This window comes from Sphingobacterium paramultivorum (assembly GCF_014109745.1).
Classification (GTDB): Bacteria; Bacteroidota; Bacteroidia; order Sphingobacteriales; family Sphingobacteriaceae; genus Sphingobacterium; species Sphingobacterium paramultivorum.
On the sequence record NZ_CP058555.1, the window covers coordinates 4138665 to 4163506 of the forward strand.

The 24842-nt window shown below is 40.1% G+C and carries 15 protein-coding genes; 9 read left to right on the forward strand and 6 right to left on the reverse strand.

The window, feature by feature from the left end:
• Positions 1-27 precede the first annotated feature (27 nt).
• Together HS960_RS17320 and HS960_RS17325 are read right to left on the reverse strand one after the other, a co-directional pair.
• Complete coding sequence (locus HS960_RS17320; protein ID WP_182330220.1) at positions 28-3108, reverse strand: SusC/RagA family TonB-linked outer membrane protein; 3081 nt, start codon at positions 3106-3108, stop codon at positions 28-30.
• A 295-nt stretch (positions 3109-3403) separates the two neighbouring features.
• Positions 3404-4534 (reverse strand): TlpA disulfide reductase family protein, encoded by a 1131-nt coding sequence (locus tag HS960_RS17325; RefSeq protein WP_182330222.1) that lies wholly within the window; start codon positions 4532-4534, stop codon positions 3404-3406.
• Positions 4535-4809: 275 nt separating this feature from the next.
• Between HS960_RS17325 and HS960_RS17330 the strand changes: the two genes are divergently transcribed.
• On the forward strand, positions 4810-5160 hold the full coding sequence (locus HS960_RS17330) for a helix-turn-helix domain-containing protein (RefSeq protein WP_120333559.1): 351 nt from the start codon (positions 4810-4812) through the stop codon (positions 5158-5160).
• A 60-nt stretch (positions 5161-5220) separates the two neighbouring features.
• Here the strand turns inward: HS960_RS17330 and HS960_RS17335 are convergent, their stop codons facing one another.
• From HS960_RS17335 to HS960_RS17350, 4 genes are all read right to left on the reverse strand, one after another.
• On the reverse strand, positions 5221-5532 hold the full coding sequence (locus HS960_RS17335) for a hypothetical protein (RefSeq protein ID WP_182330223.1): 312 nt from the start codon (positions 5530-5532) through the stop codon (positions 5221-5223).
• Between the two features lie 159 nt (positions 5533-5691).
• Complete coding sequence (locus HS960_RS17340) at positions 5692-6381, reverse strand: hypothetical protein (RefSeq protein WP_182330225.1); 690 nt, start codon at positions 6379-6381, stop codon at positions 5692-5694.
• Positions 6382-6397: 16 nt separating this feature from the next.
• Positions 6398-9895 carry a DEAD/DEAH box helicase gene (locus HS960_RS17345; protein ID WP_182330227.1) on the reverse strand — a complete coding sequence of 1166 codons (3498 nt, stop codon included), beginning with the start codon at positions 9893-9895 and terminating at the stop codon, positions 6398-6400.
• A 10-nt stretch (positions 9896-9905) separates the two neighbouring features.
• Positions 9906-11645 carry a hypothetical protein gene (locus tag HS960_RS17350; protein WP_182330229.1) on the reverse strand — a complete coding sequence of 580 codons (1740 nt, stop codon included), beginning with the start codon at positions 11643-11645 and terminating at the stop codon, positions 9906-9908.
• Between the two features lie 802 nt (positions 11646-12447).
• Between HS960_RS17350 and HS960_RS17355 the strand changes: the two genes are divergently transcribed.
• The 8 genes from HS960_RS17355 to HS960_RS17390 all read left to right on the forward strand — a co-directional run bounded on the left by HS960_RS17355 (position 12448) and on the right by HS960_RS17390 (position 24738).
• The gene (locus tag HS960_RS17355; protein WP_182330231.1) at positions 12448-13293 is read left to right on the forward strand and encodes a S41 family peptidase; all 846 of its coding nucleotides are present in this window, start codon (positions 12448-12450) and stop codon (positions 13291-13293) included.
• 34 nt (positions 13294-13327) lie between these two features.
• Complete coding sequence (locus tag HS960_RS17360) at positions 13328-14419, forward strand: DKNYY domain-containing protein (protein WP_182330233.1); 1092 nt, start codon at positions 13328-13330, stop codon at positions 14417-14419.
• A 323-nt stretch (positions 14420-14742) separates the two neighbouring features.
• A complete protein-coding gene (locus HS960_RS17365; RefSeq protein ID WP_182330235.1) occupies positions 14743-16206 on the forward strand; it encodes a hypothetical protein in 1464 nt (487 codons plus the stop codon).
• A gap of 127 nt (positions 16207-16333) precedes the next feature.
• Positions 16334-16861 (forward strand): RNA polymerase sigma-70 factor, encoded by a 528-nt coding sequence (locus tag HS960_RS17370; RefSeq protein ID WP_112373850.1) that lies wholly within the window; start codon positions 16334-16336, stop codon positions 16859-16861.
• A 96-nt stretch (positions 16862-16957) separates the two neighbouring features.
• Positions 16958-17905: a FecR family protein gene (locus tag HS960_RS17375; protein WP_182330237.1), complete on the forward strand. Its 948-nt coding sequence runs from the start codon at positions 16958-16960 to the stop codon at positions 17903-17905.
• Between the two features lie 34 nt (positions 17906-17939).
• Entirely contained in the window at positions 17940-21317 is a 3378-nt protein-coding gene (locus HS960_RS17380) for a SusC/RagA family TonB-linked outer membrane protein (protein WP_228280065.1), read from the forward strand.
• A 53-nt stretch (positions 21318-21370) separates the two neighbouring features.
• Entirely contained in the window at positions 21371-22891 is a 1521-nt protein-coding gene (locus HS960_RS17385; RefSeq protein ID WP_182330239.1) for a RagB/SusD family nutrient uptake outer membrane protein, read from the forward strand.
• Positions 22885-24738 (forward strand): alkaline phosphatase, encoded by a 1854-nt coding sequence (locus HS960_RS17390; RefSeq protein ID WP_182330241.1) that lies wholly within the window; start codon positions 22885-22887, stop codon positions 24736-24738. Before HS960_RS17385 ends, HS960_RS17390 begins: the two co-directional genes overlap by 7 nt.
• Positions 24739-24842: the final 104 nt, after the last annotated feature.

A 24842-nucleotide genomic window follows, 5' to 3' on the forward strand; every position in this document is an offset into this window, starting at 1 on the left:
GAGAATAAGTGTATGATAGTTCACTAGTTAAAAAGTAAGTGACAGTGTAGCCCCAAAATAGCGTGTAGGTGGAGTCTGCCCTGTCGTCGAGACCCCTATGGCATTGTTATCATTGGCACTGTAATCGGGGTCGGTATACTCGTTGGATTTAGGGGTAAATAGCAAAAGATTACGTCCTTGGATGCTGACCGAAGCAGCTTTAACACCTTTTAGGCGAGAAAGGATACGCTGTGGTAAGCGGTAGGAAAGCGAGGCCTCGCGCCATTTCCAATAATTACCAGAAATCACATAATTGCTGTACACACCTCTATTGTATGTGCCCGAAGTCCAAAATCCAGCTCCACCGTCTGAAACTGTAATATGATCATTAGTTACATATTGACCACTGGTAGCATCTAAATAAGAGGAGTTTGGAAAGACAAACGCCTCCCGGTTGTAGTAGGCACTTCGAGCCGATGACCCGCCAAAATCAAGCGTGCTACCGAGGTCTATAGCGGCAAATTTGTACCCACCACGATATTCAAAAAGGGTGCTGAAAGAGAAATCCTTCCAGCGTAAAGAAAGGTCAAGGCCCAGACGGTGCCGTGGTGTGGTATTGCCAAGTATCTTACTTTCAGAAGCCACGGAAGGGTAACCTGTATTTGCATCGACGATGACACGGCCCTGTTCATCACGAGCATAATCTGAAACGATGATCTGATTCACCTCCAGGCCCTTCTGTCCATAGATCACACTACTTCCATTAATAGAAATACGATCTAGCCCGGGGTAAAGATCCTGTAAGATGTTTTTATTGTGCGTATAGTTTCCGCCAACTGTTAGTTGGAAATCCCTGCTACGAATAGGCGTGATATGCAAAGCGGTTTCGATCCCCTCGTTCGTTACTTTACCCGTATTGACATAAAATTGAGAATAGCCGGAGGAAATCGCTATCCCGGCAGGAATCGCCTGTCCTGTTGTTCCTGTATGATAGTACGTGATATTTGCATCAATGCGGTTATCCCACAATCTAAAATCGGTACCAAACTCAAACCCTGTAGTAATCTCTGGTTTTAAATTAGATGAAATAATGCGGCTTCCCTGAGAAAAGAATGTTCCGCTACTATATCCTGTAACTGAGGAGAAGGTAGGTACCAGCGAGTAAGGATCCACGTTGACATAGCCAGTGCGCGACAGACCACCTCTCAACTTCCAGTAATTGACAATCGAATTGTCTTTTAGTTGCTTAAAGGCATCCGTTGGAATGAAAGACAAGTCTACAGAAGGGTAGAAATAAGATCTATTTGCTTTGCTGAGGACTGATGTCCAATCGTTTCGGCCTGTAGCATGTAAGAAAAGGTAATCTTTGTATCCGACCAAGAGGTCACCCCATACCGCAAATGTACGTGCCAGGGTATTCGATTCGCTGGCGCCAGCTTCCCCGATTCGGTTGGACACATTGTAAAGCCCTGGGATTTCAAGACCCGATGCCGAAACAGCTACCGATTTATATCGTCGGCTAATAGCAGTACCGGTCAGATTAAAATTGAAAGAGAAGTCATTGACATCTTTTTTTATCCCTATCTGAAGATCATGGTTGATACGGGCACTGTTATATTCGGTGTCCGAAACACCACCCGCTAAATTGGTACGTCCAATAGTATTGACAGAATAGCTCGAATAAGTCTGTTTGGGTGAAACAGATTTTGTATCATACCATCGGTTGGAAATTGAGGGTCTATAGGTAAACTCTAACCAAGTTGTCGGACGATACTTTAATTCGATTTTGGCTGTCAGATAGCTGTTTTTTGTTTTCGACCGATAATTATCCGCTGTCCAATAAGGATTTAAGTACCAAGGATTGTACCAGCCATCAGGTGTCGCAAAGGGATTATTGACATAGTCTTTGTAGCTCAATAATGGAATATTGGCTGGAGTCTGTGTTAACTGCGTATAAATGGAGCTTGTCGCTGAGGTAATATCATAAAAGTTCTCGACATAACTCGCTGAATAATCCAGATTCAGATTGGGATAAAAAGCTCTTGTACCGTTTAAACGAAAAGAGATCCGGTTGTATTTATCGCCGGGAGTTGTTCCTCGACCGGTAAGATATTGACCGGCGATGTATTGCGAAGATTTATCATTTCCGGAGGAGATCGAAAGATCAGTTTGGTTATTGCGGCCGACATTCCAAAAATCAAAACGATCATTACGTGCTGAATAAGTACCATATTGCTGTTCCCCATTTTCCAGCGGATTACCGATCGCAACGGTAGACCCGTCGAAAGCAGGACCATACTGTTGGTTTTCTTCGGGGTTGTAGATCTGTGTACCCGAAGTGGATCCTGCACCAAACTTATCCTGTAACTTCGGAAAGAAACTGATTTCTTCCAACGTAAAGGTATTACTCAAGTTGATCGCGGTACGTCCCGCCTGTCCTTTTTTCGTTGTAATGATTAACACCCCATTGGATCCTTCAGCTCCATACGCAGCAGCACCTGAAGCTCCATTCAGAACCTGTACATTTTCTACATCTGCAGGATTAATATTGTTGAGCAGATCACTGCTCACAACAGCATTATCCAACACGATTAAAGCTGTATTGTCGCCCAATAAAGATCTGTTTCCTCTAAGCACCAACCGGTAATTAGGGTTCACACCACTGCTGATCTGATTAATCTGCAATCCCGGTACCTTCCCCTGAAGCCCCCCAGCAATAGTCGGTGATTTCCCTTGGGTGAGATTTTCGCCGGTGACCTGCGTTGTTGCATAGCCCTGCTCGCGGGGAGTCCTGAGAATCCCCCCTGCTGATACCACAACTTCATCCAATACAGATTCCTCTTTCAGTAACACAACATCCAACGATGATCGTCCTTTTAAATCAATGTGACGGACCTGATAGCCTATGAAGCTAAATATAAGTTTTTCGGAAGCAGCGACACGGATGCTATATTGACCATCTCTACCTGTTTGTGTGGCCTCCTTCGTATTCTCCACCCGGATAGAAACTCCAGCCAAAGGAGTACCATCCGGTGCAGATACAATTCCGCTGACTTTACGAGAAGACTGTGCCTGAACATGGATGGCAAAGAGGATCCCCAACAAAAAATAGATTAATTTTTGTTTCATTGTAATTTTCGATTAATAAAAGTGTAGCATGTCACACAGGGACAAGGCAATGCCCTAGGGGCATTTGCTCAGCATCCCTTTTTGCGACAAAAAATATAACAACATGAGGTAAACCCCATATCGTCAATAAATAAAATAGAGGGAGTAGTTTAGACCTACATATATGGAATAGGCATGCACATTCGTGCTTGGGAAATATAGACTGAATCAACAACATGCACTGTCGTCGTAGCAATGGATTTTTTACGGGATAAAATCGATAACTGTCTTTTCATAAATTCTGTATGTTTACTGTTTAATCAACGATATATTTAGAAAGTTGGAGTTCCAAATCTTCACCACGAAGGTTTTTGGCAATTATTTTTCCATTGGGATCGATCAGAAAATTTTGAGGAATCGATCGGATATTATAAAGCTTAGCGACCTGGTTATCCCAAAAATTAAGATCCGAAACCTGATCCCACTCTAATTTATCATCTGCAATAGCCTTTAGCCAATTGTTCTTTTTGCCAGGTTGATCTAAAGATACGCCGAGCACGGTAAATTTTTTGTTTTTTAGGGCATGATAAGCTTTTACGACATTTGGATTTTCATGACGGCAGGGACCACACCAACTTGCCCAGAAATCCAACAACACATATTTACCTCGATAATCAGCAAGGGAAATATTTTTACCTTCTGGGTTAGCTTGCGTAAAAGCCGGAGCAATCTGTCCGATCGACGTCGCTTTGGTTTGATCAATCTGTAGTGCAAAAGCTTTTCCTTTTTCTGAATGACGTATTTCTGGACTGAGCTGTTTGAAATATCGATCCAGGTCCTCAGCTTCGGGAGCATAGCCTACGACCTCTGCAATACGGTCTAGGCTGACGAAAGAATTGGGATTCTCTGAAATAAAGGTTTCCAGGATTTTTTTATTCTCAAGCTGATAGTTTTCGCTGAGCTGTTCGATTTCCTTTTTGAATTCGGGGGAGTTTCGTTGCTCTTGGCTTGCCGAAAAATATTTTGTATTCAGCGCATCACGCAAAGGGGCAATTTTTTCAAGCCGCGTCTTTAATTGGCTAAGCTCCGTATTTGTCTTTCCTCCTTGAACCGATGGATTTTTCAATGAATCGGTAGACTGAACCTTGATCGCTGTGTTTTCAAGATAGAACGTCAGACTTTTTGAACGTTGCGCTAAGGCCAGTGTTTTACCTATCGTAAGGCTAGCTATTGTCGGATCGGCAATCGTATAATTGAATTGAAATGTTCCGTTTGAACCGATGATAACCGAATCGGCTATGCGTTGTGTACCATTCCGATAGCTCAGAAAAGCTTTGTCCTGCGTTGTATAGCCAGTCACTTGACCGTTTAGCAGGGCAGTTTTATGCTGCGCCATAATCGCTGTAGAGAAAGTGAGCGATGCAATCAATGTAAATACTTTAGTCATATGTTTATTTTTTAATAAAAACTACTAAATAAGTAGACTACTCAAAAATAAGGGGTTTGACTATTCATTTCCAACAGTTAGGTAGAAAATATTCCTATATTAAATGGTGCTATGAACATTTAATACGCCTTAGCGGGAAAGATTTTTCGAGGAGGTAACAGTAGTTTTGAAATAAATAAAAATAAAGACTACCATATAAGTAGATTATATTTTCAAATTACTTATCTTTGGCTATACCAAACCCTGTGTTCACATTAATTTGAATTGTACTAACCATGAGCAATGTTACATCACAAGAAATTATCAAAGCCGTTAAAGAGCGTAGGAAATATCTCAAGATATCACAACGGGCAATGGCTGAACAGCTATATATTTCCTTAAAAGCCTATCAGAACCTTGAGATTGGAACGACGAAGATAGACATTGAACGTCTACAGCAAATTGCGGATATATTACAAACGGATATGAATAGCTTGATCAATCCTCCGACAGCTCAGATAAAGGGAGAAAAATTACCCTTAGCAAAGGAAAAGCAGCTTTTACGGGACAAAGAAAGTTATATTTCTTATTTGGAGGAAAGTTTACAATTCTACAGAAATCTTATTAAGGAGAATAATCTGATGTAGCTAAAGAGCTTCAAATTAGAAAAGGTATGCTTGACATTCTTTATGAAATTCATAGACCACCTAGCGCTTTCGTATGGTGACGCTATAAATCCGGAAAATCATCAAAGCCAGGGTTGCAGCAAAAAGAATATTGCCGATCAATTTTAGAGGTTCAAATTCATGGTATCCGACCTGCTCATTAAGATCTGGGCTATAACCGCTTCCTTCCCTATAAAATGTCCAGGGAAATCCTATCGTCAAGCTGCCGTCAACATCAAGTTGATTATGATAGAAACAAGCGGTCAAAATAGCAAAAACACCAATAGTCCCAACAAGAATTTTGCATAATACTGGTACTATTGATGTTTTTCGTTGTTCAGGTTTTGCATGCATGATTAAATATAGCAATTCATTTTGATTGCATGTTATAATCACTATCGTTGCCCTATTAATGACTAGTTAGGTTTAAACATTTTGATCCTCGTATTTTACAAGGTTGATCAAACTTAACATAGCATTATGCTGTATGTGTTGTTTTATCTCTCACTATCATTAATTGAATTTCTCATGTCCCATCTTTCTATCAACCGGATAAAAAGAATACCTTCCTTCCACATTTCTGACGACCAACCTATTTTGCTGAATGAGTCCATACAGCACATTTTTCAAATGCCTTGGATAAATCTGGAGATGAACCTGCCCCGTTTCCTTAACTTTCCGAAACAGTTGCCAAGGAGCTGCGCCATGCACAAAGAATTCCAGATCCAATAGCCCTTCAATCTTTTGGCGCACATGTAACATCGCATCCGATTCAAGCTGGATATCCTTTTCAGCTTTCCATTCCTCAAATTGCAATGCAATTGAAGACTTTTTTTGAGAGACAAACTGCCAAGGAATTTCAATAGAATAATGCCATCTGACCTCGTCCTCTTCAATATGAAGACGGACGAGACGTTCTTCGGTAACTTCATATCTTTCGCGATGGAATTCCATCGGTTCAATGTATGAGCTCATGTATATTCGATCCAGCAAGATCGATTCCTGGGTCAAAAAACTTCGTACCTGATACATTTTTTCAAAGTCTAAATATGCATGATCAGGTCTACCAACCAGGAACGACAGTTCTTCAGGTCTCCAGCCCTTTTCTATCCTCCGTTTTAGATAGGTGTACCATAGTTGAAAATCGTGCGAATACATCATTCCTCCAAAAGATACCTTTAGTCTAGATACTTTTTTCATCATTATAGTGTACAATTGGTTATTCAAATAATTTAAGCAGCTCATCTTTACTGATCGATTTCATTAGATTGGCCTCATCTAAAATCAGTCCTTCGGATATTCGTTTTTTACTTTCTTGAAGGGCTAAGATGTGCTCCTCAACGGAATCCCGACAAACAATCTTATAAGCCATCACATGCTTTTCTTGCCCTATTCGATAACAACGATCTATCGCCTGTGCTTCGGCAGCAGGATTCCACCAGGGGTCCAAAATATAGACATAGTCGGCAGCCGTTAGATTTAATCCTGTTCCTCCCGCTTTAAGGCTGATGAGAAACACACGGCATTCGTCCTCTTTCTGAAATCTTTCGACCGCATTTTGCCGCTGATCTTGATTCATCTTACCATCAAGGTAGGCATAAGCTATTCCCTTATTTTCGATTCGTTGAGCCACCAGCTTAAGCATGGAAGTATACGCCGAAAAGAGAAGAATCTTATGATTTGGAGCTACTTCATCCATGATATCATCAATAAAATCCAATTTAATAGATTCATGACCGAAGCCGCCATCTTTCATCAGAATGGGCGAGTTGCAAAGCTGCCGTAGTTTTTGCAGCGCCTCGATCGCCCAAAATTTGGATTTCGGGGAATCAGCGTTATTCAGATTATTTTCAATCTCTCCCTTGAATATTTTTCTGACCTTATCGTATATTTTCCTTTGCTCCGGAAGCATATCCATATACAGAATTGTTTCGGTCTTTTCAGGAAGGTCCAAAGCAACCTGTTTTTTTGTACGCCGAAGAATAAAAGGTTGGATCATCTTTTGGAGGCCAAGGACAGTTTCTTGCGCTGTATTTTCATCTTTGATCCCCCGATAGGTGTTATTAAAATTGCCATAAGTTCCAAAAAAACCCGGGTTGACCATACTCATTTGTGCATAGATATCCTCCACGCCATTTTCAATAGGTGTTCCTGTCATCGCTATGCGATAGCAGGATTTTAGCTCAGTAAGCGATTTAAATCTTTTTGAATTACGATTTTTCACCGCCTGCGACTCATCTAAAATCATGTAACTAAAGGACTGGGATTTAAGAAAATCGAGCTCCATCATAACTGTTCCATAGGTTGTAATCAAGATGGATTCGTTCTCTATTTCTGTGACTTCCCTCCTTTTTTGTCCATGATAAATAGATGTCCGACGATTTGGGGAAAATTTCTTAAATTCTGCCAGCCAATTGAATAGCAGGGAATTGGGTACAATAATAATTGAGGGGGCTGCCTTTGGATTATTTTGATAGAAATATTCCAAAAGCGTTATTGCCTGTAAGGTTTTCCCTAATCCCATATCATCAGCCAAGATACCGCCCCATTGAAAATCGCTTAAGAATACCATCCAGCTAAACCCTGCCTGTTGGTAAGGGCGCAACTCTGCCTGGATCTCTTTCGGAACATCCAACAAGGCTATTTCATCCGTATTCAACAGTTTCTTTCGACGTTCCGCTAGGCTATTTTGAATAATACGGGGATCAATTCGATCCAGCCGTGTTTGGAAAGATAGCAATTGGGCTGAAGTGAGTTTAAGACAGTCGGTTTCAACAACCGCATAATTAAACAGCACATCAAATAATGCTTTATCTGAGGCTTTGATATATCCGAAAGATTTGTCCGCCAATTGAATGCTACTGTAGTCGTTTACGATCTTTTCTTCAAACTCTCCCGGTAAATAGATCATAGTTCCAAATTTGAAAATCATGTAAATGGAAAATACATTATTGTCCTGACGAATATCCAATACTTCCCATTTCAGTTGGTGCGGCAGCAAATAAGCTCCCTTTGAAATATTGTTCAGTATAGTTTTGTACCCCTTGCTCTTACATTTTTTTATAAATTCATACAGTCTATTTCTGTTGCTATACCCCTGCCATTCCAAGCGCTTAACCATCCTATTGCTGCAACTTTTCAAATTTGGCAACTGTGCTTCAATAAAGGTATTAAACTCATTCTCGCCAACAAGATCTCGCTCAGTATATAGGCAGGTTCCATTTTCCGATTTTAAAATCAAGTTTCCTCCATATGGAATTACATATTCTTCCTTTTCACTCAGCATAGCTTTCAATTCGAAATTTAAATGATCATCGTCGTCTTTCTCCACCACAACCTTAAATTGCGGCACATGATGAGCGGTATTAGAAATAAAAACTGTATCCTTGTTTAAAGGTTCAAGGTCTATATGAAGGGATGTTGACAATGGAATCAACATACACGTAAAGAAGTCTTCATAGTCCCTCTTTAACACCGTTATTTTAGTGGAAATACTGTGAAAGAAACGTAATAGAAACTCCTTTTGTAGATTATCAACAAAAAGACACTCATCTTCATTTAGATTGATAAAGAAGAAATTGGACCGACATTCGGATGTATAGTCTTTCAACTCCTCTCCTTTGTAGACAAGAATTAACGATAGAAGCAGGTGATCGCTGTATTCTTTCAAATGAAATTTCAGGCTAAGATCATCGCCCGCCAAAATCACATTCCGATAAGTTGTACGATATTTGGATGGATATTTAAAGTTTTCGATTGTGGTTTTAAAATTATTCCTATCGACAAAGGCAACACGTAATCTTTGATCCGATTTTCCTTCCAAAAGTTTACGCCAAGCACTGACGATAAAATCCTTCTCCACATGATCAAAGTCATTCCGCAGGTTATCTTGTTCCCTATCCCTTATTTGTCTTTGTGGACTTTTGGAAAAGGCTAAAATCTTACGACATAAATCGATTTTTAAGACATCACTATCAGCAAAATTCGCCAACTCATTACCAAATTCTCCTAAATAATTTATCTTACTGTCTATTTCAAAAGGTATTAAAAAGGGCAGTCCGTCCACCTGACGCTCACTAGGAATAACATACATAAAATCCGGGAAAGGCGCCCCAGGCTGTCCCAGCCATCGATTTTCAGATGCTGCATCTAGCAATTCCGATTTAAGCTCCTGGTGGTCGAAATAATTATATACCTGACCAAATTGCTTATGGTTTTCAATACAAACCTTATCATTGCGGTAATATAGTCTAGAAATACCCAATTGAAAGAACTTATGCTGACTTTCGGGTAGGATGGCAATATCTTTTGCATATAAATCATGTAAGAATTTATTACTGAGTAAAAACTTACGATAAAGTCCAATAATTACATAATCACACAGACTATCATGACGCTTTTTACAATCACACTTAACCTTCAATCCGATTTCTTTGATCTCGAGATCAATTTTGAGATATTTGTTTTTATAATTTCCGTCTCTTCTTAAAGAAAATGGCCATTTAAACTTGTTGACTTTGATTATCCTAACGCTGTAACAATACAGGCGGAAATCTTCCAGTGGTATTTCTCCTTTATAGAGCTTAAGAAAGTAGTCTGATGAAATATAAAGATCCTCTTGGTTTTCCCAAGGAATAATAAAGCTATTCTTCTCTTTGTCAGGTATAATCGGAGCAACATCTGTTGCTAGCCCCAGATTTTCAACATTATTTCCCATAGATCCTTCTTTAGTGCTTATTGAAATTAACCTCCGATTTCAGCTCCATATACCGTATGCTCTGACCACAGAGATCGACAAAGAAATCTGTAATTTCTCTCGCTTTTGACCTAAAGTAGTCCATATCAAGCTGAGCTAATTGTGAAGGAAGCTCATAGACCCGCCCTTTCATTTGTTTTAATAACTCTGCATTCAATATTTCTTCTATATCAGCTCTGGTTGTAAAAAACTCTTTCACTTTTTTATCACAGATACAGGTCCAGTCCACCAGATCGGCTATAGTCACATTCATTGGGGCATAACCGATCCGGAGGTAGAGATAACTGTATAGTCCAATTGAAGTCAATTGATTTAAAAATAATACAGCCAATTGTGGACTAGCGAGTCCTTCAAAAGCAAATACACCTAGCAGATCCTGCATGAGTTTTGAATTGCGTGTCCATGAAATGGATGTCTTAAACAATGTATCATGCCAATTGACAGGAGAAACGGAATATGTTGGCTTATAACTCGGACGACGGTAAACAACAACAGATTCATTCCAGATGGTATGGGAGAAACGGCTGCCCAGATCCAGTTTTGTTGTCAGGAAATCTGTACTCATAAAAGCTACAACTGCAGTAACTCGACCATAAACGATTTTTCGAAAATGACAGTGACCTATTTTCTTTTTTATTACTGCAAGGTAGATTTCTGCCTTTTCATTTTCCACCGCAGGAAAATGAAAAAGTCCTTTTCCATGTGCATCGCTGACGTAATAATTGAGCAGCATCATTTGTTCGGGATTATTCTCCTGACGAATCTGAGCCAGCACATGAAGTATATCTTCCTCATACCGTTCCGGCCAAGGAAATGCATGAAACTGCGAGGCCGTGGCATTCGATAATGTAGTCTCCTTCGCCGCCAGATTACCTACTGCAACTTCGACGTTTTTATTTGCGACTTTTTGTTCCGCTATTGCCAACAATTTTTCATAGCCCGTTTTAAGGCCTTCCATAAAACTCAAGTACAGCTGTTCAATTGTATGAAGAACAAACTTGCAATGCTCATAAAGCCAGGAGGCATCAAAGGCGGAGATTTCGAGGTCCTTATTTTGTTTAACCGCATCAAAGGCACTGTCCAATAATCTAAAACGTTTCTTTTCTTCCTCATCCTTTCCGACAAGGGACTCCCTTAAAATGGAAAAATGCTCATTGAGGCTTTTAATTCTGTTATTAACATGATGTACATTATTGGCTTTTCCGTCAATCATTAGCTGTAAAAAACGCAAGTGGTTTTCCATACTTTGATGTAACATAAATACAGCCCTTTGATAGTTGCCCTGTTGACCAAATGTTTCAGCCCCCTGTAAGAAGCCCGCTGAAATAGGCAAGAGCTTCTGGTAATATTCATCAGCTATTTCTAGAACACTTTTTAGCTCTTTCGCTTGAAGGGGTGGGTTCTTTTTGCTACCAGCCTGATGAACGGTATTTTCAAGTAGGGAGGCATAGGAATAATACAGACTCCCCACTTTGACTTTACTGAGCATTTCAGCAATTGGCACCAGCTCAAAGGAAATATTCTTCTGGTCCATTAAACATAATTCCACAATAGGCTTTAAGACCTTCGGTGAAAGCCCGCTCACATGCTTGAGCGCAAGAAGCAAATGATAATGATCCTGACCGAGAAACTGATATTTAAAAAGATAGGCACGATCGAGATCCATACGCTGAGAAAGCCGATCGATAATTAATTGGCTATTAATTTCCATACTAAATGATTTGAGATTAAAAATTTGGCACAATAAATTACCCCAACAGATCAGACTGTTACAGATCATTATTGCAAATAATCAATACTTTATTGTAAAAAAAACAGTATTACAACCAAGGAGACTAAAGAGGGGTTAACACATTACTACATATAGACGTTCGCCCCTTGGCTTTTCAGGAAATACCAGCATTTAAATCAACATGTATTCAAATCATTCATTTAGCGAAAAAGTGTTTCACCGTCGCTGGCAATATAGACAGAGAAAACACTTTGTTTTCCCCATTAAAAGAAAAACAAAATAGAATACATTAATATAGTTTATATATACAAATATATAAATAAACAAAACCAAATCAAAATATTATTTATCATTAAAGTTTTAAATAAAGGATATCGGCCTGTACATAAACACACGACCATTTATTTCCGGCTTTTACAAATTATAAATATATGCTGCGAATTGTAAACAACTCACGAATCAATTATATATTTCTATTATTTTTAGGCTATTCAATTTTTAAGCTATCAGAAAATACGCTATTTCTTAAATTGCATTAATTTTAACAACCATATCCATGACCAATACCAAATTATTCCTCATCTTTTGTCTCGTTTTCTTTGTTCGACCAATATATGGTCAAACCACCTGCAACTGCTCACAGTCACTTAAGCAATTAATTATAAAAATAGAGAGCGAGTACCCTGGTTTTCCAGAAAAAACCAAGCAGAATAAGGACCTGTATCAAGCTAAAAAAAATATATTAACGAAGAAAAGCTTGCTGGTTTCAAATGGGACCTGTATGCAACTTTTGCAGGAATATCTTGACTTCTTCCACGATGAACACATTGTCTTAGATGATCTTTCCAAAAAGAAAAATGCTCCACAGACAAGTACCGAAACCCCAAAGGCAGAACCAGAAGAGGAAATAAGTTCAAAATCGATCAGTCCCGATATATTTTATATTAAGATCTCAAGCTTCGGGTATGAAAACATAGCCCCTTTCAAAGAGCTGATCGAAAAAAACAAAGAAAAGATCGAAAGCAGTAAAGGACTTATTATAGATGTACGAAACAACGGTGGTGGAACGGACGATGTATACCAGCCGCTGTTGCCTTACATCTTAACTAATCCCATCCGGATTATGAGTGTTGAGTTTTTTGCGACACAAACCTTAGTCAATGGATTGCGTGATTATGCCATCAAGAATATCAAGCAGGATTCTCTGAATGAAGTAAAAAGAATTGACGAAGATCTGCGGGAATACAGGGAGAATATCGGAAAATTTGTACTGTATGGTGACAAGAAGGTGATCATAGATACGATTGTCCTTAATAAAAAGAGTCCGCAACAGGTCATTATCCTAGCCAATAGAAATGTAGCCAGTTCAGCGGAGAATTTTTTATTCAGTTCCCGCCAGAGCAAAAAAGTAAAAATCATGGGAACCCCGAGTATGGGCGCCCTTGATTATGGCTCTATACGTGAGTTCAAATTTGGTTGCGACAATTATCAGCTCCTTTTGCCGACCTACCGATCTACCCGTTTACCGCAATATCCGATTGACAATATAGGTATACAGCCCGATATCTATCTAGATGAATCCATTTCAGACTGGATCGATTTTGCGGTGCGTTACATCAATGAATAATCAATAATTGCAATAAGGTATAACGTTGGCGAGTATGAAAAATATCTTAAAAATGGGAATAATAAGTGCTTTGATAGGTCTGCTCTTTTCCTGCAAAGAGCAAGTGAGTCCTTTGTCTGAAGATTACTACAAAAAGAGCGGTGCGATTTATTTTATACCGGGCGGAAACGGTTTTGAACGAGGTTCGAGAAAGATGGTTGCCGATCTGGCAAGTTTTGCTGTGATCAAAGAGGTCTATGCCCGCGATAAAGATCACGTCTATTTTATGGGATGCCCGCAAGAGCTGGTCGATGTAAAGACCTTTCAACTGAAAAACAACATTCCAATCGATCAGGAGCATGTATTCAAATTTGAAGGTTTTGCTTCGGCTACTTCAACGTGTAGCCAAAATCAGCTCACCATTATCGAAGGTGCCGATCCTGCAACTTATACAACGTTATATCATCAACTTCCAGCACTAGCTAAAGATAAAGCACATTACTTTTATAGGTATCAACCGCTGAACGTCGACTATGCTTCATTCAACGTAGTTAACAGTAATTTTGTAAAAGATAAAAATCTGCTTTTCGTAGTAACAGACAAGGCGATTCTTCCGCTCCACTATAAAACAGAAAACGTTAAGGCTCTCAATATAGCCTATCTACTACTGAATGACCGAATACTGCTCTACTACGAGCCTTATCAAAACATCGGCATACTGGAGATCAAACTTCCCTCGTCAAACAACATAAAATTCCTTAATGATAAGACAGTAATCATTGACCAATTGGTGATTATCTCGGGTAAGCAATTTAAATATGCAGCGGTCGATGCCGAAAGTTTCGAGCTATTGGAAGGGGCAAATGGAAAAGTCCTTTGGTCGCGCGACAAAAATCATGTCTATTACGAGCAACAATTATTTGCTGAGGCAGATCCGAAAACCTTCGAGGTTCTCAAGTTCGCTGTGGCAAAAGACGCGAACCACATTTTCATTGGAAATAAAATATTCAATGGCCCTGATGTAAAAAGCTTCAGAAAGGTTGATAAGTCGCGAGTAAACCATGATTTCGAAGATGACCTGGGCAACAAATACTGGTACCAAACCAACAAAGGGGAGGTTATTTTGGTTCCGGTTACTAAAAAGTGATCACACTAATCGGCTCAACCCCAAAATTAGCGCTGCTCCTTCCCGATATCATCTGTCCAATCAACGGTTAATATTACACGCCAACTGGCTATAACTTACAATATACGGTATTCCATTCACTTTCATTACACTAAATCTCCCCTGATTGCCGCCAAGATAATCACTGAAATCGGCTATTTTCCTAAAGCTTGTTTTCCACTACTTTAGCTTCGAAACCAACGCGTTTCAGCCCGTGTACGATTCGCATTCGGGCTCGATCAACGAGAGCAATTGCAATAACATGCGAGCTGCAAACAAGTAGGTCCAATTTATAGAAAAAAAGGATGATCAAATCATTATTGCTAAGTATAACAGCTATGCTATGTATCACAGCATGTGCACAGGAATCCGCCATAATCACAAAAAATGACCGGGTTAAATGGATTCCGTATCAAACCAAAAATAAGCAGTTTGTCTATGTCGACAGTGCATTCCATAAGAAGCTATCCCAAGAGTTCCATTGGGCTCAGCCTTTCACGTCCACAGGATTTGCACTGGTAGCCAATGAAAAGGATCAAACGGGGATCATTAACAGCAAAGGTGAATTTATCGAACATTATTCCGACGCAGATTTACAGCTCTTAGACCTCGAACAGGTGACTCTCGTAATGAAACACCAGGAATATGAAAAGAAATTGCCCTTCTGGAAATGGGACTGGAATATCCTAAGCAGTTATATCAAGAAAACAGCTACTTATGTCAAGCTCGAAATACGGGTATTGGAAAGTAATCAGTTCTTGCTGAAAAAAGATATTCCTTACGATGAGAACGAGTATAACCTTGCAACTTACCCCTTAGACGACAAGCACCTGATCCTCAACGGAAACCTGTATCTGCTAAAAGATCAAAAAGTTAAGAAAATAGAAGAACACATTGAAATGCCCTTGGAAAACGGACGTTATATTCCAGCATCAGCAAACAGTTTTGCTATCCTTGATATCCAAAGCAAAAAACCGGTTTTATCCGCTTTGACAGGCATAGACAAAATAGACCTTCTTTGGAAAAATGAGGCCATACAGCTCGATTCCATCAATCAGGAGCGCTACAGCCCAGCAATCCCCAAACTACTAAAGGACAATAATACAGGCAGCATATATACCTTTCCACAATACGACAAAGCTTTTCCAAAACAAATTAGACAAGCCAATGCTACACAGATTGCCTTTCTAAAAGAAATATCCTTAGTTTATTCGGTGACTAATTCGCCCTATTTTATTCTAGGCAGATTTAACTACGATCATGCCATCTGGGCTTATGATTGGCTATATATAGATAAAGATGGCAACTTATTGGACACCATCAAAGCCCCGAATTTCTATATCCTGGATCAGGTGGGTAATTTGGTCTGGCCAGACAAACACATGTTACTCACCTCAAATGCCATGGAGAAGAATTGGAAGACCGGAAAAATAAAATACATCGATTCATCAGAAGATCTTTATTTAATTGATGTAAAACGAGGTGATCTGGAACCTACAAAAGGCCTATGGAATTCAAGTGCAAAGACTTGGGATATAAATCCCAAGTTCGAACATATTGAAACCTTAGATGGTAAACGACAAATCTTCGCATTACAGGAACATAAAGAAGCTCACTATACTTTATACAACAATAAGACAAAACAACGAATCGGCAACAAAAGCTACATGACCATAAATCCCAACGGTTGGGTACAGCATAAAAATGAACACAATCAGAATGAGAGCTATTTTATAGACATCGCTACAGGCAAGGAATTTAAAGAATAAAAATATACCGCTCAATTTCAGCAGAAATCCCAAAGATTAATTTATAACAGACAAAATATACTCTTTAAGATTTATTAACTTTAAAGGAATACTGAGTTATTAGCTTTGTCCAATTAAAACTGATCTTGTGAGCGAATTATTGATAGCATCATTAAAGCAAGGTGACCACTTTGCCATGGAACAGATTTTTAATCTGTATTGGGAAGCCATATTTGATGCAGCTTTTAAGAAAATAGGTGACGAAAATGTGGCTCAGGACATTACCCAGGAAATCTTCATTTCGCTGTGGGAAAACCGTGAACAGGTCATCATATCTGGTGGCCTTGCAGCCTATCTACATGGGGCTGTAAAATTCAAAGTAATCAACCATTTTCGGAATACGACAGTTAAAGATGGACACAAAGCCGAACTAGCGACTTTAATGAACCAACAATATGCGGATTCAGCGGACGACCTGCTGATCCTAAAAGATGCGCAGCAAAAAGTTGAAGAAGCTTTAATGCAGCTTCCCGAACGTATGCGACTGGTCGTCACAATGAGCCGCAAGCAAGAAAAATCAATCAAGGAAATTGCGAGCGAGCTGAATGTATCAGTACAAACCGTCAAGAATCAAATTACCTCGGCCATGAAACTGCTCAAAAAAAGCCTCTCTTAGGCAGTTCCTACATTTTTTTGAGTGTTAACAATAAATTAATATACTCCTAATATTTTCGACTAGTACCAATTCCCATTTGAAGTGACATGTATTCAAATGATGGAAGAAAAAGCAAAGCAGCTACTGCAAAAATATTTAAATGGAGAGGCCAGCGCCGCCGAGATTAAACAAGTCGAAGATTGGTACGCCCAACTGGATAACGCATCAAAAAAAATTCCGCAGGAACGCAAGGCAGCACTGCGCGAACAATTATTGGCCAATATCCAGTCCGGTATTTCAGAAAAGGAAAGTAAACGACCTTCCCTGCTGTATTCACCTGTATTCAAAATAGCGGCCGCTATTTTAATGATTGCTTCTATAGGACTTCTTTATTGGAAAGTAAATAATCAACCTATCGCACCATCTTCGCAGATCGTCACAACAACCCTTGCAGGTGAACATAAAAAGATTGTATTGGCAGATGGTTCGGAAATTATCATGGAACCATCTTCCAAAATCAGCTATCCAAGTAAATTCACGGGAAATATCCGTGAAATAGCACTTACCGAAGGGGAAGCCTTCTTTGATATTGCCCACGACGAACAACACCCATTTCAGGTACAGCTTGCATCCAAGCTAGCAGTTAAAGTATTGGGTACCTCCTTTCGGATAAAAGCTTATCAGGCTTCCGACCAAGTCGAAGTCACCGTTGCTACCGGTAAGGTGGCGGTACAGCAACAAGATAAAATCTTGGGTATATTAACCAAAAACCAAAGTCTACGTTACAGCAAAGAAACCGCACAATCTTCACGTAGCGTAGTAGAAAAAAATACAGCTGTCGCCATAGCGTTTGATGGAACAAATCTACAAGAGGTCGCAAAAAAACTGGAATATATCTACAACATTGAAATTATCTTAAAGGATACATCGCTTACGTCTCTAAAAACAACAGCCACATTCAATAGCACACAAAATCCGGCCGAAATACTGGATATCATCTGCAGCCTGCATCACCTCAAGTACAGTACGATTGAAAAGGATAGAGTATTTAAAATCCACAAATAATGTCTAAAAATTTACCTAAAACATCTTAGTCACCATGCGTAATTCATTACCTAATTATTACAAAAAAATGAAAACACCTGCATTCAAGAGAGAATTCTCTTTTTACCGGATCATGAAGTATCCCTGCATCGCATTTTCGATTACTTCAGTATTCTGCAGTTCATTGATGGCCTCCCCAAGCATGGCCCAACGTTTGGACAAAAGCAGCGTAAACATCAAAATAAGCAAGGGCGAAAAACTCGATGTGATTCTCCACAAAATCGAGAGTCTTTCGGGCCTTCATTTTGTTTACAATCCCGATCTATTGCAAGAACGGAACACAGTCTTAAGCGGCAGCTTTAAAACTGAACCCGTTCGCTCTCTCTTGAATAAGCTTGGAATCAATGCGGTGGAAAAAGAGGACTATGTGATCCTGAACACGCAAGCAAACATCAAGGCAGACCGCATCGTTACCGGTTTTGTAAGAGATACAACAGGGGTTGCAATTGCGGGTGTTTCTGTAAAAGTAGTGGGCACGCAGGTTGGGACCACAACAGATATAAAAGGTGCATTCCGTATCGAAGCAGGACCGCAAGCCGTACTTTCCTTTTCGATGGTCGGATTCCATTCTAAAGATGTTTCTGTTGGTGAAAATGAAGTTATAAATGTAACGCTAAGCGAAGAGCGTTCGACCTTATCAGAAGTTGTTGTAGTGGGATATGGAACCCAGAAAAAAGAAACATTAACAGGTGCCGTCAGCTTGGTATCACTTGACAAATTATCGTCTAGATCTGTCAACAGTGTTGGCGAAGTATTGGCTGGTAAATCACCAGGTGTTATTGTTACGAATGAAGGTGGTGACCCAACTGCAACGCCACGTATCAATATCAGAGGCGCCGGTGGTATCAATGGCGAAAGTGTACTATACGTTATTGACGGTTCAATTTTCCTAGGCACCCCACAGCTCAATCCAAACGATATCGAATCCATTTCGGTCCTTAAAGATGCATCTGCAGCGATCTACGGAGCGAGAGCTTCTGGTGGTGTGGTATTGATCACCACTAAAAAAGGAAAAAAAGGACAGATGCAAATTAGCGTTGATGCCAAGTTAGGTCAACAAAGTGCATGGCGAAAATTACAGCCTTTAAATGCCGAACAACGTGCACAAGTCGCTGCAACAGCCGCTCAAAATGGTGGAACAACTATCCTACCTGCTTTTGATCCGACCAAATACCCAGAAGGTTTAGTCACCAAAACAAACTGGATGGATGAAGTTTTTAGAAATGCGACACTACAGGATTACAATGCTGCAATTAATGGTGGTAGCGAGAAGTCCAACTTTTACCTGAGTTTTAATTACCGCAACGCCGAAGGTATTGTACTGAATACCAAAACCAAGCGCTATAATTTCCGTATAAATTCAGAACATCAACTTACCCCTTGGTTGAAAGTTGGTGAAAACTTATCCTATAGCAGTACCAATGGAAATGGTGCCAATACCAGCAGTGACTATACAGGAGCCCTACTTTCTGCCATTTATTATCCAACTAATGGAACCCCTTACAATGCAGATGGAAGCTTTGCTGGTTTACCGGGTCCATTCCCTGGCGATTACGGTGATATCATTAACCCCGTTGCCGAACTGATGCGCATCGACATCAACAATCCGGTCAATGTCCTTGTTGTCAATCCTTATGCTAGCATCCAATTAGCAAAAGGTTTAACATTCAGATCTAATTTAAGTATTACTAAATCGAATGCTCGATTTAAAAGCTTTACACCAAGACGTCCTGAAATAGGTAAACCGGTTTTGAGCAATAGTCTAGTTGAACGAGCTGATGATGCAAATGATATCCTTGCAGAACAAGTTTTAAATTACAAAACTTCTTTCGACAAGCATCAACTTGACCTAACCGGTGGTTATACCTTTCAAAAAACAAAAAGTACCAGTCTATACGCTTCAGGATCCGGATTTGATGATGAATCTAAACAATATCGATATTTAGGTAATGCCAATATCTCTCAACCTTCGGAAAGCGGATTAAATGCCACAGCAATATCATCTTTATTCTTAAGAGCAAACTACAGTTATAACGACAAGTATTTACTATCGTTGATTGGTAGACGAGATGGTTCATCCATGTTGACAAAAGAAAATAGATTTAAAAACTACGCTTCTGCTTCAGCAGGTTGGGTGATCAGTAAAGAAGAGTTTTTAAAATCAGCAACCTGGTTAGATCAATTAAAATTACGCGGTAGTTATGGTATTTTAGGTAATCTTGCTAGCTTGTCGCCAGCGGCTGTAAACCCGCTACTCGCCATTACCCAAAGCTATTTTGGTCAAACACCGGCCTTACAAAAAGGATATGTTCAAACTATTCTAGCGAACAAGAACCTGACTTGGGCTGAAAGTAAACAAACCAATATTGGTTTAGATCTGGGGATCTTCAACCATTTTAACTTAGTAGCCGATTACTTTATTAAAGAAACAAATAAAATGATCTTGACGAGATCGCTTCCAGGGACAGCGGGTCTAAATAGTCAAACGATCAACGCTGGTTTAGTCAATGACAGAGGAATTGAGCTGGGATTGACGTACAATAGCTCAAAAAACGCTGACTTTAGCTATTCCATCAATGCGACCTTGACCAAATTGAACAATAAAGTTAAAGAATTGGATGCGGGTTTATCAACAATAGCGGTGCCTACAAATTTCAGGAATGAATTGGCTCCTCTCTCTATTACTGTTGGTCAACCGCTCTACAGCTACTATGTACTAAAAACAGATGGTATCTTCCAGAGCCAGGCCGAAGCTGATAATTACAAAAATGCCAATGGACAAAAAATTCAACCGAATGCAAAAGCAGGAGATTTCAAATTTGTAGACATCGATGGCAATGGTTCAATCGGGTCTGAAGATCGTTATTTTGCGGGCAGTGCATATCCGGATTTCTCCTATGGATTGAGCTTTAATGCGAATTATAAGGATTTTGATTTCAATATTTTTGCTCAGGGCGTTCAAGGCAACAAGCTTTTCAACGCTATCAAAAGAACAACGTATAGTGCGAGTGGCCCTTCTTACAATAAGTTAACGGGCATTTTGGACGCCTGGTCTCCAGAAAATCCAAATGGTAAAGTGCCGATCATCTCCACTTCAGATGCAAATGGCAATTTCAATGCGTCCGATTTTTACATCGAAAATGGTTCTTACCTCCGCATTCGTAACGTTACATTAGGCTATACCTTACCAAAATCAATTGCAAACAAATTTAAGATGGGTAATGTACGCGTTTATGCAACGGCCAACAACCTATTTACCATTACGAAATATACAGGTTTTGACCCAGAAATTGGAATGGATAACAATGGTCTTGACGTGGGACGTTATCCACAAGCCAGAAGCTTTATTGTTGGTTTAAATGTCAATTTTTAATCTTAAAAAAATGCCGATGATTTATACTCATCAGCCATTAAAAAAATAAAACGATGAAAACGAATATAAAATACCTTGCAATAGCAGCAGTAGCACTTTTTGCATCGTGCAATAAACAGTTAGATATAACACCAGAGGGCTCACCATCCGCACAGAATTTCTGGAAAACAGAACAAGATGCGATCAAAGCAGAAGCCGGGATGTACGAAAAGTACAATGAAGAGGATTATTACGGTCGCGGGATGTTTTGGTTTATTAATGCCAGTGACGACATGGTAACGGGACGTAACAAACCGGAAGCCGATAATATCAAAAATTTCAACCGCAATTATATCGGTGGTGGTTATACAGAATCCCAATGGAGCATGCGTTATGCGATTATAAAAAGAGCTAACGACATTATTATTAATGTTCCCAATATAACCATGGATGAAGCTCGAAAAAAACAGATCATTGGCGATGCCTATTTCAACGCAGGTCTGGTTTATTTTCAATTGGCGGCAAACTATGGTAACGACAAGGCAGGTGTGCCTATTGTTACACCTGAAACAGATGCTTCTGTTCCTGTAGCTAAAGCCAACAACGTTAACGAAAACTACGATTACATCATTTCACTACTATTAAAAGCGGCCGACAACCTTCCTTATTTTTCTGAAATGAAGGATACCGATTATGGTAAAGCCCACAAAACAGCTGCATGGGCCTATTTATCAAAAGTATATCTGTACAAAAAAGATTATACAAATGCTGCGAAGTACGCGGATATGGTGATCAGTTCGGGCAAACATGATTTATTGACCAATTTTGTGGATGTGTTTAAGGCGGCTAACAACTGGTCCAAAGAATATATCTGGTCGGTGGTCTGTACACCCAATGGTGGTGGTACTGGCTGGGGCAGCAAACTTCCCGGTGTTATGCTCACCAATAAAGCTTGGGGAATATACAACGGTTGGGGCTACTATCTACCGACAAAAGAACTGTATGATTCTTTTGAATCTGGAGATCTACGCCGTGAAGCGACTATATTGAAACCCGGGGACAAATTCCAGTTTTTTGGCGCAGAACGTACATTTACAAAAGACGGTGGTGCGACTTCGAACTATCAGTTCAAAAAGTACATGGAACCATTTTCATACGCCAATCCTATTCCAACACATGTCAATCCAAATGGCGATAACGGAACAACAGACCTCAATGTACCATTGATGCGTTATGCCGAAGTATTATTGATTAAAGCTGAGGCAGCCATTAATTTAAATGGGGCTGGGGCCGGTGATACTGAATTAAATAAAATTAGGAAGAGAGCTGGTTTAATAGCAAAAAGCGGAATGACCCTTGTAGACCTAAAACGTGAGCGCCGCAATGAGCTTGCTGGTGAATGGGCAGACCGTCACCGTGATCTGGTCAGATGGGGCGATGCGCAAGCTACCTATGCCAAACCTTTACACGATTTCGATGGTGCTGTAATCTGGCCGGCTAGAAATTTCAATCCGCAAGTACATGATGTTTGGGCAGTTCCGCAACGCGAGATCGACAACAGTTCCGGTGTCATTAAACAGAATGCAGGATGGTAAAAAACAATAAATTAATGTGGCTGCTATTTGCCGGCCTAAGCATTCAGTCAGTTTCTGCACAACAGAAACTGACTGCCAATGCAGGTCACAGCCACAATGATTACAAACAGCAAATCCCCCTGTTGGAGGCTTACTATGCTGGAATGGGCTCTATCGAAGCGGACGTCTTCTATCGCAATGGAGAGCTTTACGTCGCCCATGAAAGCAGCGAAATCAAACCAGGGAAGACGTTAAAAAAACTTTACATCGACCCTTTAATTGCTTTCTTTAAGGAGAACGGCAATAAACCTTATGCCAAACCTGAGCAGACCTTACAGCTCGTGATTGATATCAAAGAAAATTACGAACAGGTATTGTCTAAATTGTTGGCCGATTTGAAGGGCAACGAATCTATATTCGACCAGCAGAAAAATCCTTCCGCCATTAAAATTGTCGTCAGCGGTGAAATCCCGCCGCCGGAAAAGTTCGACAATTATCCATCGATGATTTATTTTGATGGCCGGCCGGAAAAAGATTATACGCCGGCACAGCTCAAACATATTGGGATGATCAGTCAGGATATTAAACAGTATTCTGTCTGGAATGGCAAAGGGACGCCTACTCCACCCGACCTTGAAAAGATGAAATCTGTGATAGACAAAGCGCATAAATTGGGTAAACCCTTTCGTTTTTGGGCAACCAAAGACAGTCCCAATAGTTGGAAAGAACTTGGTCACATGGGGGTAGACTGGATCAATACAGACCATCCTACTGCGCTTAAGAATTTCTATTTAAACAACGCTAAAGTCGAATACGCAAATCCAAAGGCCTACGTTCCCTATCAGCCAACCTATAAAAATGATGGCGCAACGAGCAAGGTCAAAAATGTTATTTTACTTATTGGTGATGGAATGGGCTTGGCCCAAATACAAGCAGGTTTAAGTGCCAATTTTGGTCAGTCCAATATCATCAATATGAAACATATTGGTCTTTCGCGCACCGAAGCATCCAATTCGGATTTTACCGACTCCGCTGCGGGCGGGACAGCTTTGGCTACCGGACATAAAACCAATAACCGTTACATTGGCGTGGATGCTGACGGTAAATTGTTGAGCGCTATTCCCGACACACTTGCTCAACATGGGATCAAAAGTGGTATCATCAGTGCGGGAGATATTACAGATGCTACTCCGGCTGCATTTTACGCACATCAGATCGATCGAACAATGTCACAGGAAATTGCGGCAGATTTCAAAAATAGCCATGTGGATATCTTAGTTGGATCCCGTCGCGAAAGCTTCCTCAACAACAAGGATAACACGCTGATGAAGCAACTGACCGAAAAAGGGTATCAGCTTCAGCAAAATTTAGACGACTTTGAAAAAGCGACATCGGGCAAACAGTTGGTGCTCCTAGCGGATTCTGCGACAAGAAGAATACTCGATGGACGGGGAGAAATGCTAAAAAATTCCCTCTCAAAAACGATTCAGCTTTTGTCTAAAAATAAAAATGGCTTCTTTATCATGGCCGAGGGTGCACAAATCGACTATGGAGCCCATGCCAACGATCTTCCCTATGTTGTCACCGAGCAACATGACTTTGATCGGCTTGTAGGGGAAGCCCTAAAATTTGCGGACCAAGATGGTGAAACACTAGTCATTGTCACTGCAGATCACGAAACTGGCGGACTTTCCCTATTGGATGCCAATTATAAAAAGGGAACTGTTAGGGGTAATTTCAGTAGCGATGACCATACCAATATTATGGTACCTGTCTTTGCTTATGGACCAGGTGCGCAAAATTTTATTGGCATTTACAACAATACAGCAGTTTTTAAAAAGATTATACAAGCCTATAACTTGAAATAATCGCTTTAAAGTTTTCATACAACACGAAAACCCTTAGTTTAAATACGAGGGGTTTTCACTTTTTCACCGACTACATTCCATAGTTTACAACCACTCCAAAATCC